Raw genomic sequence first — 15,508 nt, 5'->3', positions numbered from 1 at the left:
GGTGCGCCCGTTGGGGTATCGCCAAGCGGTAAGGCTCTGGTTTCTGATACCAGCATTCCCTGGTTCGAATCCAGGTACCCCAGCCATTTTTTTCTTCGATATAGCGGTTCACCGCAACGGTCATTGGGGTATCGCCAAGCGGTAAGGCACCGGTTTTTGATACCGGCATTCCCTGGTTCGAATCCAGGTACCCCAGCCATCGAAGAATAAGTAATATATGGCTACGTAGCTCAGCTGGTTAGAGCACATCACTCATAATGATGGGGTCACAGGTTCGAATCCCGTCGTAGCCACCATATTAAGGACGTATCGACTCGTTCGGTAACGCCAAAATATTGTTGGGGTATCGCCAAGCGGTAAGGCACCGGATTCTGATTCCGGCATTCCGAGGTTCGAATCCTCGTACCCCAGCCATATTAAAAAAGCTCGCTTCTGCGAGCTTTTTGCTTTTCTGCATTTATCGCCTGATGGCGCTCCGCTTATCAGGCCTACGTATTTTCCCCGTAGGCCTGCCTGAATTACAATCCTAACGCATACTTCAACGCCTGACGCTTCAGTACGCCTGCGCGCTCTGCGGCCATTAATCCGAGATTACGCATGATACGCAGTGGCTGTAGATTGTTGCTGAATCCGGCGTAGAACAGATCCATCCCGCTCTGCATAATGAAATTATCAGTCATACGACGGTTCTGATAGCGCTTCAGCACCGGCTGGCTGGCCCAGGATTCACCGTAGCTGCGCGCATTAACCAGCACGTCAATCAGCGCATCCACATCACGGAACCCGAGATTTACGCCCTGCCCTGCCAGCGGATGAATGGTATGCGCGGCATCCCCCACCAACGCCAGCCCTGGCTGGACATATTGCAGCGCGTGACGACGCGTAAGCGGGAATGCCCCCGCCGCCACAGGCGTAACGTTGCCGAGTCGTGACGGGAAGTGTTTGGCGATCTCCGCCTGCAGTTGCGACATATTCAGACCTTGCAACTGTCGGATACGCGCCGGTGAGTCATACCACACCAGCGAGGCCCAGTTATCAAACAGCGGTAAAAACGCGCGTGGACCGTCAGGCGTGAATTGTTGCCAGGTGCTATCGCCGGGCGCGTTATCGCATTGTACGGTGATCAACATACAGGACTGCGCGTATTGCCAGGCATGAATACCAATCCCGGCCATTTTCCGCACCTGAGAATTTGCGCCATCCGCGCCGATCACCAGCTTCGCGCTGATTTTCTCACCGCCAGCCAGTTCAAGCTCATGCCGATCGTGATGTTGATGCAGAGAGATCAATGACGCCGGTACGCGCAGCGTGACTTTGGGGTGGGCTTCCAGCGCCTGCCAGAGCGCCTGTTGCAGAACCGTGTTTTCCACCATATAGCCCAGCAAAGGTAACTTAAGCTCGGCGGCATCAAACATGACATGGGCATTTTCCCATTCCCACGTTTCCAGACGACGGTAAGGATGACTGCGCATACCCTGAACCGTATCCCAGACCCCCAGTCCTTTCAGCAACGACACTGAGGCGGAGCTAATGGCGGAAATTCTGACATCGGGCTGTCCATCAGCCACAAACGGCGCGGGAACGGCATGTTCAATGACCGTTACCGTAAATCCATGCTGCGCCAGTCCAAGCGCCAGCGCGCCGCCGACCATCCCCCCGCCGACAATGGCAATTTCCGTTGGTTGATTTGTCATGTGGTCAATCATCCTGTTACATGTATTGTGTAAGTTTACAGGATTTTTTACCCCTTGAGGCTGACATCCGTCATACTGGTCACAACCGCGCCAAAGCAGTACACTATGCGCCCTGCATTTCAGCCACAATTTCGCAAGAGCAAGTCGATGACCAAAAAACTCCATATTAAAACCTGGGGCTGTCAGATGAACGAATACGATTCATCGAAGATGGCCGATCTGCTGGATGCCACTCATGGGTATCAACTGACCGACGTGGCGGAAGAAGCGGATGTGCTGCTGCTGAATACCTGCTCAATCCGTGAGAAGGCTCAGGAAAAAGTTTTCCATCAGTTGGGCCGCTGGAAGCTGTTAAAAGAGAAAAACCCCAATCTCATCATCGGTGTCGGTGGCTGTGTCGCGTCACAAGAAGGCGACCATATTCGCCAGCGCGCCCACTACGTCGATATTATTTTTGGGCCGCAGACTCTGCATCGCCTGCCGGAAATGATCAACAAAGTACGTGGAAGCACTAGCCGTAGCCCGGTAGTTGATATCAGTTTCCCGGAGATAGAAAAGTTTGACCGCCTGCCGGAACCGCGTGCTGAAGGTCCAAGCGCGTTTGTGTCCATCATGGAAGGCTGTAATAAATATTGTACCTACTGCGTGGTGCCCTACACTCGCGGTGAGGAAGTCAGCCGCCCGGCGGATGACATCCTGTTCGAAATCGCTCAGCTTGCGGCGCAAGGCGTGCGTGAAGTGAACCTGCTGGGGCAAAACGTCAACGCCTGGCGCGGTGAGAACTATGACGGCACAACAGGATCCTTTGCTGACCTGCTGCGTCTGGTGGCGGCGATCGACGGCATTGACCGCATCCGCTTCACCACCAGCCATCCGATCGAATTCACCGATGATATCGTTGAAGTTTATCGCGACACGCCGGAGCTGGTGAGCTTCCTGCATCTGCCGGTACAGAGCGGTTCAGATCGCGTACTGAATCTGATGGGGCGCACCCATACCGCGCTGGAATACAAAGCGATTATCCGCAAACTGCGCGCAGCGCGTCCGGACATTCAGATTAGCTCGGATTTCATCGTTGGCTTCCCAGGCGAAACCACACAGGATTTCGAGCAGACCATGAAGCTGATTGCAGACGTGAATTTTGACATGAGCTACAGCTTTATCTTCTCTGCGCGTCCTGGCACCCCGGCCGCCGATATGGTTGACGACGTACCGGAAGAAGAGAAAAAACAGCGTCTGTATATCCTGCAGGAGCGTATCAACCAGCAGGCCATGGCCTGGAGCCGTCGTATGGTCGGCACAATCCAGCGCATTTTGGTTGAAGGTACGTCGCGCAAAAGCATTATGGAGCTGTCAGGCCGTACCGAAAACAACCGTGTCGTGAACTTTGAAGGCACACCGGAAATGGTCGGTAAGTTTGTGGATGTTGAAATTACCGATGTCTGGACAAACTCCCTGCGCGGTAAAGTGGTTCGCACCGAAGACGAAATGGGTCTGCGCATCGCAGAATCCCCTGAGTCGGTCATTGCGCGTACCCGCAAAGAAAACGATCTGGGTGTAGGTATTTACCAGCCTTAATCTTCTGGCCCGTCAGCTCTGGCGGGCCTTGTATTTCCTCCTGCAATCCCCATATTTATTGCAATGCTTGCGCCTTTTCCCTATGGCGTGAATAATTTCCTTAGATGCCGGTAAATGTTCAGCGTCCGGCGAGACATGCTAAAGAGGAACAGTTTGAACATAGACACTCGCGAAATCACCCTTGAACCCGCAGACAACGCCCGCCTGTTGAGCCTTTGCGGTCCATTTGATGACAACATCAAACAGTTGGAACGTCGTCTCGGCATCGAAATTAACCGTCGGGATAACCACTTTAAGCTGACCGGTCGCCCAATTTGCGTCACCGCTGCGGCTGATATTTTACGCAGCCTGTATGTCGATACCGCCCCAATGCGCGGTCAGACCCAGGACATTGAACCTGAGCAAATTCATCTGGCGATTAAAGAAGCGCGAGTGCTTGAGCAAAGCGCGGACAGCGTGCCGGAATTTGGCAAAGCGGTGAATATCAAAACCAAACGCGGAGTGATTAAACCGCGTACGCCAAACCAGGCGCAGTACATCGCCAACATCCTCGATCACGACATCACCTTCGGCGTTGGCCCTGCGGGTACGGGTAAAACGTATCTTGCGGTTGCCGCCGCGGTCGATGCACTTGAGCGCCAGGAGGTCCGTCGAATTCTGCTGACCCGTCCGGCAGTAGAAGCGGGTGAAAAACTCGGTTTCCTGCCGGGAGATCTCAGCCAGAAAGTCGATCCGTATTTACGTCCGCTGTATGACGCGCTATTCGAAATGCTCGGTTTTGAGAAGGTCGAAAAACTGATTGAGCGTAACGTCATTGAGGTGGCGCCGTTGGCCTATATGCGCGGTCGTACCTTGAACGATGCGTTCATCATTCTTGATGAAAGCCAGAACACCACCATCGAACAGATGAAAATGTTCCTGACCCGTATCGGCTTTAACTCCAAAGCGGTCATCACCGGCGATATCACTCAGATTGACCTGCCGCGTAGCACCAAATCCGGTCTGCGTCATGCCATTGAAGTGCTGGCTGAAGTCGACGAGATTAGTTTTAATTTCTTCCATAGCGAAGACGTGGTTCGCCACCCGGTAGTCGCCCGTATCGTCACGGCGTATGAAGCCTGGGAAGAAGCAGAACAGAAACGTAAAGCCGAGCTGGCAGCGGAACGCAAGCGCGAAGCTCAGGAGCAGGAGCAAAAATGAGTCAGGTTATTCTCGATTTACAGCTGGCATGTGAAGACGAAACCGGTTTACCCACAGAAAGTCAGTTTCAGGGCTGGCTGGATGCGGTAATCCCGCAGTTTCAGGAAGAGTCTGAAGTGACGATTCGCCTGGTCGATGACGCGGAAAGCCACGAGCTGAACCTGACCTATCGCGGAAAAGATAAATCAACCAACGTGCTCTCTTTCCCGTTTGAAGCTCCGCCGGGCATTGAGATGCCGCTGCTGGGCGATCTGATCATCTGCCGTCAGGTGGTTGAGAAAGAAGCTCAGGAGCAAGGTAAGCCGCTTGAAGCCCACTGGGCGCACATGGTGGTGCACGGTAGCCTGCATTTACTCGGCTACGACCATATCGAAGATGATGAAGCGGAAGAAATGGAATCCCTCGAAACAGAGATTATGCTTGCTCTGGGCTATGAGGATCCGTACATTGCCGAGAAGGAATAAGCCGTCGGGCATCTGCCCGGGCTTCCCATGAAGCCATGCGCTGAGTTTACGCGCATTGAGCGACCTATTAACTAACATGAGAACCCATACGACGCCATGAGCGACGACAATTCACACAGTAGTGACACCTTAACCAGCAAAAAGGGATTTTTTTCCCTGTTACTGAGCCAACTTTTCCACGGTGAACCGAAAAACCGCGACGAACTGTTGGAGCTGATCCGTGATTCCGGGCAAAACGACCTTATCGATGAAGATACGCGCGATATGCTCGAAGGGGTGATGGACATTGCGGACCAACGCGTGCGCGACATCATGATCCCTCGCTCGCAAATGATTACCCTGAAACGCAACCAAACCCTGGATGAATGCCTCGATGTCATTATCGAGTCAGCCCACTCGCGTTTCCCGGTGATCAGCGAAGACAAAGATCACATTGAAGGGATTCTGATGGCCAAAGATCTGCTGCCGTTTATGCGCAGCGATGCCGAAGCTTTCAGCATGGAGAAAGTGTTACGCCAGGCGGTTGTCGTCCCTGAAAGCAAGCGGGTTGACCGCATGCTGAAAGAGTTCCGCTCCCAGCGTTATCATATGGCTATCGTCATCGACGAATTCGGTGGTGTCTCTGGTCTGGTGACCATTGAGGACATCCTTGAACTGATCGTTGGTGAAATCGAAGATGAGTACGACGAAGAAGATGATATCGACTTCCGTCAGCTCAGTCGCCACACCTGGACCATTCGCGCGCTGGCGCCAATTGAGGACTTCAACGAAGCCTTTGGCACCCACTTTAGCGACGAAGAAGTCGATACCATTGGCGGTCTGGTCATGCAGGCCTTTGGTCATCTGCCCGCTCGTGGGGAGACTATCGACATTGATGGTTACCAGTTCAAAGTGGCAATGGCCGACAGCCGTCGTATTATTCAGGTTCATGTCAGAATTCCGGACGACTCACCCCAGCCCAAACTGGACGAATAAACCCGAAACTGGATCTTAGACTACATGGCATTTGCCTCACTAATTGAACGCCAGCGCATTCGCCTGCTGCTGGCGTTATTATTCGGTGCCTGCGGGACGCCGGCTTTCTCTCCGTATGACATCTGGCCTGCGGCGATCGTATCGCTGATGGGCCTGCAGGCTCTCACCCTCAACCGCCGTCCACTTCAGTCAGCCGCTATCGGCTACTTCTGGGGCCTGGGGTTGTTTGGTTCCGGCATTAACTGGGTCTACGTCAGCATCGCGCAGTTTGGCGGTATGCCAGGTCCGGTTAACGTTTTCCTTGTGGTACTGCTTGCCGCCTACCTTTCACTCTATACCGGTCTGTTTGCTGGCGTGTTGTCACGCCTGTGGCCGAAAACAACCTGGCTACGCGTCGCCATTGCCGCGCCGGTTGTCTGGCAGATAACCGAGTTCCTGCGGGGCTGGGTGCTGACCGGCTTTCCGTGGCTGCAGTTCGGCTACAGCCAGATTGACGGCCCGCTAAAAGGGCTGGCGCCGGTGATGGGCGTTGAAGCGATTAACTTCCTGCTGATGATGGTCAGCGGCCTGCTGGCGCTGGCTATCGTACAGCGTAACTGGAAACCGCTGGTTGCAGGCGTGGTGCTTTTCGCTCTGCCCTTCCCGCTGCGCTACATCCAGTGGTATACGCTTGAGCCGGAAAAAACGACTCAGGTTTCGATGGTACAAGGTGACATTCCACAGTCACTCAAATGGGATGAGGGTCAGCTACTTAATACGCTGAAAATTTATCTCGACGCCACCCAGCCTGAAATGGGCAAATCACAGCTGATCATCTGGCCGGAGTCCGCTATCCCGGACCTGGAAATTAACCAGCAGCGTTTTTTGAGCATGATGAATGACCTGCTGAAATCGAAAAACAGCACGTTGATTACCGGTATCGTAGACGCGCGGCTGAATAAGCAGAACCGTTACGACACCTACAACACCATCATCACGTTGGGTAAAGACAGTCCGTACAGCTACGACTCCAGCAACCGCTACAACAAAAACCATCTGGTACCGTTTGGCGAGTTTGTTCCGCTGGAATCGATCCTGCGCCCGTTAGCGCCGTTCTTTGACCTGCCTATGTCGTCGTTCAGCCGCGGACCGTATGTGCAGCCACAGCTGCATGCGCATGGCTTTAAGCTGACCGCAGCTATCTGCTACGAAATCATTCTTGGCGAACAGGTTCGTGATAACTTCCGCCCGGATACGGACTATCTGCTCACCATCTCTAACGATGCGTGGTTTGGTAAGTCTATCGGCCCGTGGCAGCACTTCCAGATGGCGCGTATGCGTTCCCTGGAACTGGCGCGCCCGCTGCTGCGTAGCACCAACAACGGTATTACGGCGGTGATTGGTCCACAGGGTGAGATTCAGGCGATGATCCCGCAGTTTACCCGCCAGGTTCTGACCACCAGCGTGACGCCAACCACGGGCTTAACCCCGTATGCCCGTACCGGTAACTGGCCGCTATGGCTGCTTACCGCGCTGTTTGGCTTTGGCGCGCTGGTAATGAGCCTGCGCCAGCGTCGTAAATAACCTTCCTTCCCCGGGCCGGATAACGATGTGTTTATCCGGCCGACAAAACTCCCTACCTTGCCCATTCTGGCACGCCTATTGCTTTGTTATACAAGGCAAACGCCGTTTTGGCTGAATGTGCAACCTGGTCGCACCAAAGTTGAGCTTTGGTAGCACCTGAAAAGTGCAACAAGATATTTTTGCCCCCAAATGGTGCGGCGCACTTCGCAAAAATAAACAATAACACAGCAAATTCTTTACATTCATCCAAACTAAATGTTAACAAACATATACAAGACTGCACGTTTAAGTAGCAAACAATAACAACATCACAATGGGTATCAATGCGTCCCTGGCGCAGACGATAAAGGAGTTGGATATGCAATTACGTAAGCTCGCCACTGCCATGCTGGTCATGGGAATGTCCGCCGGTCTGGCGCACGCAGAAGACGCAGCACCAGCGGCAGGCAGCACGCTGGACAAGATCGCCAAAAATGGCGTTATCGTTGTCGGCCACCGTGAATCATCGGTACCGTTTTCTTACTACGATAATCAGCAAAAAGTGGTCGGTTATTCACAGGATTACTCCAACGCCATCGTTGAAGCCGTGAAGAAAAAACTCAACAAGCCTGACCTACAGGTAAAACTGATCCCGATCACCTCACAGAACCGTATCCCGCTGCTGCAAAACGGTACCTTCGACTTTGAATGTGGCTCCACCACCAATAACGTCGAGCGTCAAAAACAAGCGGCATTCTCTGACACTATTTTCGTTGTTGGCACCCGTCTGCTGGCGAAAAAAGGCGGTGATGTTAAAGATTTCGCTGACCTGAAAGGCAAGGCCGTGGTCGTGACTTCGGGTACCACCTCGGAAGTGCTGCTGCACAAGCTGAACGAAGAACAAAAAATGGATATGCGCATCATCAGCGCGAAGGACCATGGTGACTCTTTCCGTACTCTGGAAAGCGGCCGCGCCGTTGCCTTTATGATGGATGACGCCCTGCTGGCTGGCGAACGCGCGAAGGCGAAGAAACCAGACAACTGGGAGATCGTCGGCAAGCCACAGTCTCAGGAAGCCTACGGCTGCATGCTGCGCAAAGATGACCCTGAGTTCAAAAAGCTGATGGACGACACTATCGCCAAGGCGCAGACCTCAGGCGAAGCGGAAAAATGGTTTGATAAGTGGTTTAAAAACCCAATTCCACCGAAGAACCTGAACATGAATTTCGAACTGTCAGACGAGATGAAAGCCCTGTTCAAAGAACCGAATGATAAAGCGCTTAACTAACTAAAATAAATGGGAGGCTTCCCCTCCCTCTCGATTGTTACCCGGCACGGACAGACTATAAGCCTGATGGTCGTTCCCCATCAGGCCTGAAAACCGCAAAACGCCGAATAACAATCTTCGAGGGTAGCGCTGCTACCCTTTTTTTTCTGGAGTAGATTTATGTCTATAGACTGGAACTGGGGCATTTTTTTACAACAAGCCCCGTTCGGCAACACCACCTATCTCGGCTGGCTCTGGAGTGGTTTCCAGGTCACGGTCGCGTTATCCATTACGGCCTGGATTATCGCTTTCCTCATCGGTTCTTTATTCGGCATTTTACGCACAGTCCCCAACCGCTTCCTCGCCGGGATCGGCACGCTGTACGTTGAGCTGTTTCGTAACGTTCCGCTCATTGTCCAATTTTTCACCTGGTATCTGGTCATTCCTGAACTGTTACCGGAAAACATTGGTATGTGGTTTAAGTCGGAACTGGATCCCAATATTCAGTTCTTCCTTTCATCCATGCTTTGTCTGGGGCTGTTTACCGCCGCGCGCGTCTGCGAGCAGGTTCGCGCTGCTATTCAGTCTCTGCCTCGTGGGCAGAAAAACGCAGCTCTGGCAATGGGGCTGACGTTGCCTCAGGCTTATCGTTATGTTCTGCTGCCAAACGCTTACCGCGTGATTGTTCCGCCAATGACCTCAGAGATGATGAACCTGGTGAAGAACTCCGCGATCGCCTCCACCATCGGCCTGGTCGATATGGCTGCTCAGGCAGGTAAGCTGCTGGATTACTCCGCCCACGCTTGGGAATCGTTTACGGCTATTACCCTGGCCTACGTGCTGATTAACGCAGTCATCATGCTGGTGATGAATCTCGTCGAACGCAAGATCCGCCTGCCGGGCAATATGGGAGGCAAATAATGTACGAATTTGACTGGAGTTCTATTGTCCCTTCCCTGCCGTACCTGCTGGACGGGCTGATCATCACGCTGAAAATCACTGTCACGGCGGTCGTCATTGGTATCGTATGGGGAACTATCCTGGCCGTCATGCGTCTGTCCAGCTTCGCGCCGATAGCCTGGTTTGCGAAAGGCTACGTCAACGTATTCCGTTCTATTCCACTGGTGATGGTACTGCTGTGGTTCTACCTGATTGTGCCCGGCTTCCTGCAAAACGTATTGGGTCTGTCGCCAAAAACCGATATTCGCCTGATCTCGGCGATGGTCGCATTTTCGATGTTTGAAGCCGCGTACTACTCAGAGATTATCCGGGCTGGGATCCAGAGTATTTCTCGTGGGCAGTCCAGCGCCGCGCTGGCGCTGGGGATGACCCACTGGCAGTCGATGAAGCTCATTATTCTGCCGCAGGCCTTCCGCGCGATGGTGCCGCTGCTGCTTACCCAGGGTATCGTACTCTTCCAGGATACCTCGCTGGTCTATGTATTAAGTCTGGCAGATTTCTTCCGTACCGCCTCCACCATTGGCGAGCGTGACGGCACGCAGGTTGAAATGATCCTGTTTGCTGGCGCCGTTTATTTTGTATTCAGTCTGAGCGCATCGTTGTTGGTCAGCTATTTGAAGAAAAGGACAGTTTAATGATTACCCTGAAAAATGTTTCTAAATGGTATGGTCACTTTCAGGTGCTGACCGACTGCTCTACGGAAGTGAAAAAAGGTGAAGTGGTCGTGGTCTGCGGCCCTTCAGGTTCCGGTAAATCCACGCTTATCAAAACGGTAAACGGTCTGGAGCCGGTACAACAGGGCATCATCACGGTTGATGGCACCGTGGTGAACGACAAAAAAACCGATCTGGCCAAACTTCGTTCCCGTGTGGGCATGGTGTTCCAGCACTTTGAACTATTTCCACATCTGTCGATCATTGAAAACCTGACTCTGGCCCAGGTCAAAGTGCTGAAACGCGATAAAGCGCCTGCCCGCGCAAAAGCGCAGAAGCTGCTGGAGCGTGTCGGTCTGGCGGCCCATGCCGAGAAGTTTCCGGCTCAGCTCTCCGGGGGACAGCAACAGCGTGTCGCCATCGCCCGGGCACTGTGCATGGATCCTATCGCCATGCTGTTTGACGAACCGACATCTGCGCTTGATCCTGAAATGATCAACGAAGTACTGGACGTCATGGTTGAACTGGCCAATGAAGGAATGACCATGATGGTGGTGACCCACGAAATGGGCTTTGCGCGGAAAGTGGCGAACCGGGTGATCTTCATGGATGAAGGGAAAATTGTTGAAGACTCACCGAAAGAAGAGTTCTTCGCCAATCCGAAATCGGACCGCGCCAAAGACTTCCTCGCGAAAATCCTGCACTAATCTTGCTGGCGCGCACCGCTATGTGCGCGCCACCTCACGCTTTATCTCTTCACTTCTCGAAACAGGTACAGCCCAGCGTTACCCTTGTCACAAAGTCCCACTTACAAGGAGCAACAATGGCACTTCCTATTCTGTTTGATTGCGATCCAGGTCATGACGACGCTATCGCAATTGTTCTCGCCCTCGCCTCACCTGAACTGAATGTGAAAGCAATCACCTCTTCTGCCGGCAACCAGACGCCCGACAAAACGCTGCGTAACGTATTACGCATGTTAACGTTACTCAACCGTACGGATATCCCCGTAGCCGGCGGAGCCGTAAAACCGCTGATGCGCGATCTGATTATTGCCGATAACGTCCACGGTGAGAGTGGGCTGGATGGCCCGGCATTGCCGGAACCCGCTTTCGCTCCTCTGGACTGTACCGCCGTGGAACTGATGGCAAAAACCCTGCGGGACAGCCCGGAACCGGTGACCATTGTCTCCACCGGGCCGCAAACTAACGTCGCATTGCTTCTGAACAGCCACCCGGAATTGCACGCCAAAATCGCCCGTATCGTGATTATGGGGGGCGCGATGGGCCTCGGGAACTGGACGCCCGCGGCGGAATTCAATATCTATGTTGATCCTGAAGCCGCTGAGATCGTATTCCAGTCGGGTATCCCAGTGGTAATGGCCGGGCTGGACGTCACGCATAAAGCGCAAATACATCGTGAAGATACCGAGCGATTCCGCGCTATCGGCAACCCTGTTTCGACGATCGTGGCAGAACTACTCGACTTTTTCTTTGAATATCATAAAGACGAAAAATGGGGATTCATCGGCGCGCCGCTGCACGACCCATGTACCATTGCCTGGCTGCTGAAACCTGAACTGTTTACCACCGTCGAGCGCTGGGTCGGCGTGGAAACCCAGGGCAAATACACCCAGGGGATGACTGTGGTGGATTATTACTTCCTGAGCGGCAATAAGCCAAACGCCACCGTGATGGTGGACGTGGATCGCCAGGGGTTTGTCGATCTGCTGGCAGAACGTTTAAGATATTACGCGTAAAAATGTAGGCCGGATAAGGCGCTTGCGCCACCATCCGGCATATTGCCTGATGGCGATGCTGACACATCTTATCAGGCCTACAAATGACGTTTGGCACGTCTAATCATTAAGGCTCAAACGGCCTGCGCTGGAACTGATCGTGCCCGCATTTCGGGCACAGCGGCAGCACATCCGGGGTGTATACCGCTAAATGGAAGTGGCACTTCTCGCAGACCAGATTGCCCAGGCCGACCACCTCGCCGCTGTGATAAACCCCATGATGGCTGAGATCCTGAAAGACTTCGCGCCATTCGAGCTGCGTTTTATCGGTAATATCAGCCAGTTCTTGCCAGATACTCTCTTTGATAACCCGCATAAAGACGCTGTCAGTCTCCTCATCGAGACTCTCTTCATAACTCAACGCAAACTCTTCCAGGTCACGTCTGACGGCCCGGGTGACCTCTTCCACCTCGGTTCGCGTTAACTCCCCGGTCTGCATAACTCGCTGACGCGCCTGCTCCACCAGCGCATCAATATCGCGTTCGCCGTTACGCAGGCGTTCGCTCAGTGAAGCCACCAGTTCGCGGTAATATTGAGCAACCTTGTTCATCACTTCACCTCCTGGGTCGTTAACTGTCTATAATAATAGACGTTATTTACGCTACGCTTTGCAAGACTGTCCACAGAGTGTGTAAATTCGTGCAAGAATTATCCTTGCGGGAATTCAACGCTGAATGCGCGAAAGGCTGTTTTGGCGCGGGCGTTTGGGCTATGCTATGCGGATCTGAAACACCACATCTAGAGCTACGTTTGTAGCTGTATTGAAAACAGGACCACTGGCTGCCATGCAAGAGCAATACCGCCCGGAAGAGATAGAATCCAAAGTACAGCTTCACTGGGATGAGAAGCGCACATTTGAAGTGACCGAAGACGAGAGCAAAGAGAAGTATTACTGCCTGTCTATGCTTCCCTATCCTTCTGGTCGACTACACATGGGCCACGTACGTAACTACACCATCGGTGACGTGATCGCCCGCTACCAGCGTATGCTGGGCAAAAACGTACTGCAGCCTATTGGCTGGGATGCGTTCGGTCTGCCTGCGGAAGGCGCTGCGGTTAAAAACAACACCGCACCGGCACCGTGGACGTACGACAACATCGCCTACATGAAAAACCAACTCAAAATGCTGGGCTTTGGTTATGACTGGAGCCGCGAGCTGGCGACCTGCACCCCGGAATACTACCGTTGGGAACAGAAATTCTTCACCGAGCTGTACAAAAAAGGCCTGGTGTACAAGAAAACCTCTGCGGTCAACTGGTGCCCGAACGATCAGACCGTTCTCGCCAACGAGCAGGTTATCGACGGCTGCTGCTGGCGTTGCGATACCAAAGTTGAGCGCAAAGAGATCCCGCAGTGGTTCATTAAAATCACCGCTTACGCTGACGAACTGCTGCGCGATCTGGATAACCTGGATCACTGGCCGGACACCGTTAAGACCATGCAGCGCAACTGGATCGGTCGTTCGGAAGGTGTGGAAATCACCTTCGACGTGAACGGTTACGACAACACGCTGACCGTCTATACCACCCGCCCGGATACCTTTATGGGTGCGACCTACCTGGCCGTTGCCGCTGGTCACCCGCTGGCGCAGAAAGCCGCCGCGAACAACCCTGAACTGGCCGCCTTCATTGACGAATGCCGCAACACCAAGGTTGCTGAAGCCGAAATGGCGACCATGGAGAAGAAAGGCGTCGACACTGGCTTTAAAGCGGTTCACCCGCTGACTGGCGAAGAGATCCCGGTTTGGGCGGCAAACTTTGTCCTGATGGAATATGGTACAGGCGCAGTGATGGCCGTTCCGGGTCACGATCAGCGCGACTACGAATTTGCCACCAAATATGGCCTGACCATCAAGCCGGTCATTCTGACCGCCGAAGGTGCAGAGCCGGATCTGTCGGAACAGGCACTGACTGAAAAAGGCGTACTGTTTAACTCCGGTGAGTTTGACGGCCTCGACTTCGAAGCTGCCTTCAACGCCATTGCTGACAAGCTGGTCGCTAAAGGCGTGGGTGAGCGTAAAGTTAACTATCGTCTGCGCGACTGGGGCGTTTCCCGTCAGCGTTACTGGGGCGCGCCGATTCCGATGGTGACGCTGGAAGACGGTACCGTGCTGCCAACACCAGAAGATCAACTGCCGGTTATTCTGCCGGAAGACGTGGTCATGGACGGCATCACCAGCCCGATCAAAGCCGATCCTGAGTGGGCGAAAACCACCATTAACGGCATGCCTGCGCTGCGTGAGACCGACACCTTCGATACCTTTATGGAATCCTCCTGGTACTACGCGCGTTATACCTGCCCGCAGTACAACGAAGGCATGCTGGATCCAGAAGCCGCTAACTACTGGCTGCCGGTGGATATCTACATTGGCGGTATCGAACACGCCATCATGCACCTGCTCTACTTCCGCTTCTTCCACAAACTGATGCGCGACGCGGGCATGGTCAACTCTGACGAGCCGGCTAAACAGCTGCTGTGTCAGGGCATGGTGCTGGCAGATGCGTTCTACTACGTCGGCGCCAACGGCGAGCGTAACTGGGTTTCTCCGGTTGATGCCATCGTTGAACGCGACGAAAAAGGTCGTATTGTGAAGGCGAAGGACGCCGAAGGTCATGAACTGGTGTATACCGGCATGAGCAAGATGTCCAAGTCCAAAAACAACGGCATCGACCCGCAGGTGATGGTTGAGCGTTACGGCGCAGACACCGTGCGTTTGTTTATGATGTTCGCCTCTCCGGCTGACATGACCCTGGAATGGCAGGAATCCGGCGTTGAAGGGGCTAACCGCTTCCTGAAACGTGTCTGGAAACTGGTTTACGAACATACTTCCAAAGGGGATGTCGCTGCCCTGAACGTTGATGCTCTGAGCGAAGATCAAAAAGCGCTGCGTCGCGACGTGCACAAAACTATCGCTAAAGTCACCGATGATATCGGTCGTCGTCAGACCTTTAACACCGCAATTGCGGCGATTATGGAGCTGATGAACAAGCTGGCGAAAGCGCCACAGGAAGACGAGCAGGACCGCGCCCTGATGCAGGAAGCGTTGCTGGCTGTTGTGCGTATGCTTAACCCGTTCACCCCACACGTTTGCTTCACCCTGTGGCAAGCGCTGAAAGGCGAAGGCGATATCGATAACGCACCGTGGCCAGTAGCTGACGAAAGCGCTATGGTTGAAGACTCAACGCTGGTTGTCGTTCAGGTTAACGGTAAAGTACGTGGCAAAATCACCGTTCCGGTAAACGCCACCGAAGAACAGGTTCGTGAACGTGCAGGCCAGGAACACCTGGTGGCAAAATATCTTGATGGCGTTACCGTACGTAAAGTGATTTATGTACCGGGTAAACTCCTCAATCTGGTCGTTGGCTAAGCGCGGGAG

General features: G+C 53.5%; 13 protein-coding genes and 4 tRNA genes. 15 read left to right on the top strand and 2 right to left on the bottom strand.

Translation table 11 applies throughout. The annotated features are described in order from the left end of the window. Positions 1 to 11: 11 nt before the first annotated feature. The 4 genes from FDW92_RS19065 (at position 12) to FDW92_RS19050 (ending at position 414) form a co-directional block, all read left to right on the top strand. Positions 12 to 86 (top strand) — tRNA-Gln (locus FDW92_RS19065). 38 nt (positions 87 to 124) lie between these two features. After that, positions 125 to 199, top strand: a tRNA-Gln gene (locus tag FDW92_RS19060). Positions 200 to 219: 20 nt separating this feature from the next. Next, positions 220 to 296 (top strand) — tRNA-Met (locus FDW92_RS19055). Positions 297 to 339: 43 nt separating this feature from the next. Then, a tRNA-Gln gene (locus FDW92_RS19050) sits at positions 340 to 414 on the top strand. A gap of 104 nt (positions 415 to 518) precedes the next feature. Here the strand turns inward: FDW92_RS19050 and ubiF are convergent. Beyond that, on the bottom strand, positions 519 to 1,694 hold the full coding sequence (gene ubiF, locus FDW92_RS19045) for a 3-demethoxyubiquinol 3-hydroxylase (protein ID WP_042309790.1): 1,176 nt from the start codon (positions 1,692 to 1,694) through the stop codon (positions 519 to 521). A gap of 147 nt (positions 1,695 to 1,841) precedes the next feature. Here ubiF and miaB point away from each other — a divergent pair, with 147 nt between their 5' ends. The 10 genes from miaB to rihA all read left to right on the top strand — a co-directional run bounded on the left by miaB (position 1,842) and on the right by rihA (position 12,092). Beyond that, positions 1,842 to 3,272 (top strand): tRNA (N6-isopentenyl adenosine(37)-C2)-methylthiotransferase MiaB, encoded by a 1,431-nt coding sequence (gene miaB, locus FDW92_RS19040; RefSeq protein ID WP_042309792.1) that lies wholly within the window; start codon positions 1,842 to 1,844, stop codon positions 3,270 to 3,272. A 153-nt stretch (positions 3,273 to 3,425) separates the two neighbouring features. Further along, positions 3,426 to 4,472, top strand: coding sequence for a PhoH family protein (locus FDW92_RS19035; RefSeq protein ID WP_042309794.1), 1,047 nt, complete (start codon positions 3,426 to 3,428; stop codon positions 4,470 to 4,472). Continuing rightward, the gene (gene ybeY / locus FDW92_RS19030; RefSeq protein WP_042309797.1) at positions 4,469 to 4,936 is read left to right on the top strand and encodes an rRNA maturation RNase YbeY; all 468 of its coding nucleotides are present in this window, start codon (positions 4,469 to 4,471) and stop codon (positions 4,934 to 4,936) included. Before FDW92_RS19035 ends, ybeY begins: the two co-directional genes overlap by 4 nt. Before the next feature lie 96 nt (positions 4,937 to 5,032). Then, positions 5,033 to 5,911 (top strand): CNNM family magnesium/cobalt transport protein CorC, encoded by an 879-nt coding sequence (gene corC / locus FDW92_RS19025; protein WP_038638785.1) that lies wholly within the window; start codon positions 5,033 to 5,035, stop codon positions 5,909 to 5,911. A 24-nt stretch (positions 5,912 to 5,935) separates the two neighbouring features. Continuing rightward, positions 5,936 to 7,474 (top strand): apolipoprotein N-acyltransferase, encoded by a 1,539-nt coding sequence (gene lnt / locus FDW92_RS19020; RefSeq protein WP_042309799.1) that lies wholly within the window; start codon positions 5,936 to 5,938, stop codon positions 7,472 to 7,474. A gap of 358 nt (positions 7,475 to 7,832) precedes the next feature. Further along, positions 7,833 to 8,741: a glutamate/aspartate ABC transporter substrate-binding protein GltI gene (gltI, locus tag FDW92_RS19015; RefSeq protein WP_003022762.1), complete on the top strand. Its 909-nt coding sequence runs from the start codon at positions 7,833 to 7,835 to the stop codon at positions 8,739 to 8,741. A gap of 159 nt (positions 8,742 to 8,900) precedes the next feature. Beyond that, positions 8,901 to 9,641, top strand: a complete 741-nt coding sequence (gene gltJ, locus FDW92_RS19010) for a glutamate/aspartate ABC transporter permease GltJ (RefSeq protein WP_038638776.1) — start codon at positions 8,901 to 8,903, stop codon at positions 9,639 to 9,641. Beyond that, entirely contained in the window at positions 9,641 to 10,315 is a 675-nt protein-coding gene (gltK, locus tag FDW92_RS19005) for a glutamate/aspartate ABC transporter permease GltK (protein ID WP_003022757.1), read from the top strand. The genes gltJ and gltK overlap by 1 nt, the downstream gene beginning before the upstream one ends. Next, positions 10,315 to 11,040 (top strand): glutamate/aspartate ABC transporter ATP-binding protein GltL, encoded by a 726-nt coding sequence (gene gltL, locus FDW92_RS19000; RefSeq protein ID WP_042309800.1) that lies wholly within the window; start codon positions 10,315 to 10,317, stop codon positions 11,038 to 11,040. The genes gltK and gltL overlap by 1 nt, the downstream gene beginning before the upstream one ends. A gap of 116 nt (positions 11,041 to 11,156) precedes the next feature. Continuing rightward, positions 11,157 to 12,092, top strand: coding sequence for a pyrimidine-specific ribonucleoside hydrolase RihA (gene rihA / locus FDW92_RS18995; RefSeq protein ID WP_042309801.1), 936 nt, complete (start codon positions 11,157 to 11,159; stop codon positions 12,090 to 12,092). 106 nt (positions 12,093 to 12,198) lie between these two features. Here rihA and FDW92_RS18990 read toward each other — a convergent pair whose 3' ends face one another. After that, on the bottom strand, positions 12,199 to 12,681 hold the full coding sequence (locus FDW92_RS18990) for a zinc ribbon-containing protein (protein WP_006685521.1): 483 nt from the start codon (positions 12,679 to 12,681) through the stop codon (positions 12,199 to 12,201). Positions 12,682 to 12,916: 235 nt separating this feature from the next. Here FDW92_RS18990 and leuS point away from each other — a divergent pair, with 235 nt between their 5' ends. Further along, entirely contained in the window at positions 12,917 to 15,499 is a 2,583-nt protein-coding gene (gene leuS / locus FDW92_RS18985; protein ID WP_094301018.1) for a leucine--tRNA ligase, read from the top strand. Positions 15,500 to 15,508: the final 9 nt, after the last annotated feature.

It is taken from the genome of Citrobacter sp. wls706 (genome assembly GCF_005281305.1).
GTDB lineage: Bacteria > Pseudomonadota > Gammaproteobacteria > Enterobacterales > Enterobacteriaceae > Citrobacter > Citrobacter werkmanii.
This window is presented reverse-complemented; position numbering and strand designations above follow the sequence as displayed.

Excerpts from the sequence above, each read along its gene's own strand:
- ubiF (WP_042309790.1), bottom strand. The coding sequence starts at position 1,694 with ATGACAAATCAACCAACGGAAATTGCCATTGTCGGCGGGGGGATGGTC.
- miaB (WP_042309792.1), top strand. The coding sequence starts at position 1,842 with ATGACCAAAAAACTCCATATTAAAACCTGGGGCTGTCAGATGAACGAA.
- ybeY (WP_042309797.1), top strand. The coding sequence starts at position 4,469 with ATGAGTCAGGTTATTCTCGATTTACAGCTGGCATGTGAAGACGAAACC.
- corC (WP_038638785.1), top strand. The coding sequence starts at position 5,033 with ATGAGCGACGACAATTCACACAGTAGTGACACCTTAACCAGCAAAAAG.
- lnt (WP_042309799.1), top strand. The coding sequence starts at position 5,936 with ATGGCATTTGCCTCACTAATTGAACGCCAGCGCATTCGCCTGCTGCTG.
- gltI (WP_003022762.1), top strand. The coding sequence starts at position 7,833 with ATGCAATTACGTAAGCTCGCCACTGCCATGCTGGTCATGGGAATGTCC.
- gltJ (WP_038638776.1), top strand. The coding sequence starts at position 8,901 with ATGTCTATAGACTGGAACTGGGGCATTTTTTTACAACAAGCCCCGTTC.
- gltK (WP_003022757.1), top strand. The coding sequence starts at position 9,641 with ATGTACGAATTTGACTGGAGTTCTATTGTCCCTTCCCTGCCGTACCTG.
- gltL (WP_042309800.1), top strand. The coding sequence starts at position 10,315 with ATGATTACCCTGAAAAATGTTTCTAAATGGTATGGTCACTTTCAGGTG.
- rihA (WP_042309801.1), top strand. The coding sequence starts at position 11,157 with ATGGCACTTCCTATTCTGTTTGATTGCGATCCAGGTCATGACGACGCT.
- FDW92_RS18990 (WP_006685521.1), bottom strand. The coding sequence starts at position 12,681 with ATGAACAAGGTTGCTCAATATTACCGCGAACTGGTGGCTTCACTGAGC.
- leuS (WP_094301018.1), top strand. The coding sequence starts at position 12,917 with ATGCAAGAGCAATACCGCCCGGAAGAGATAGAATCCAAAGTACAGCTT.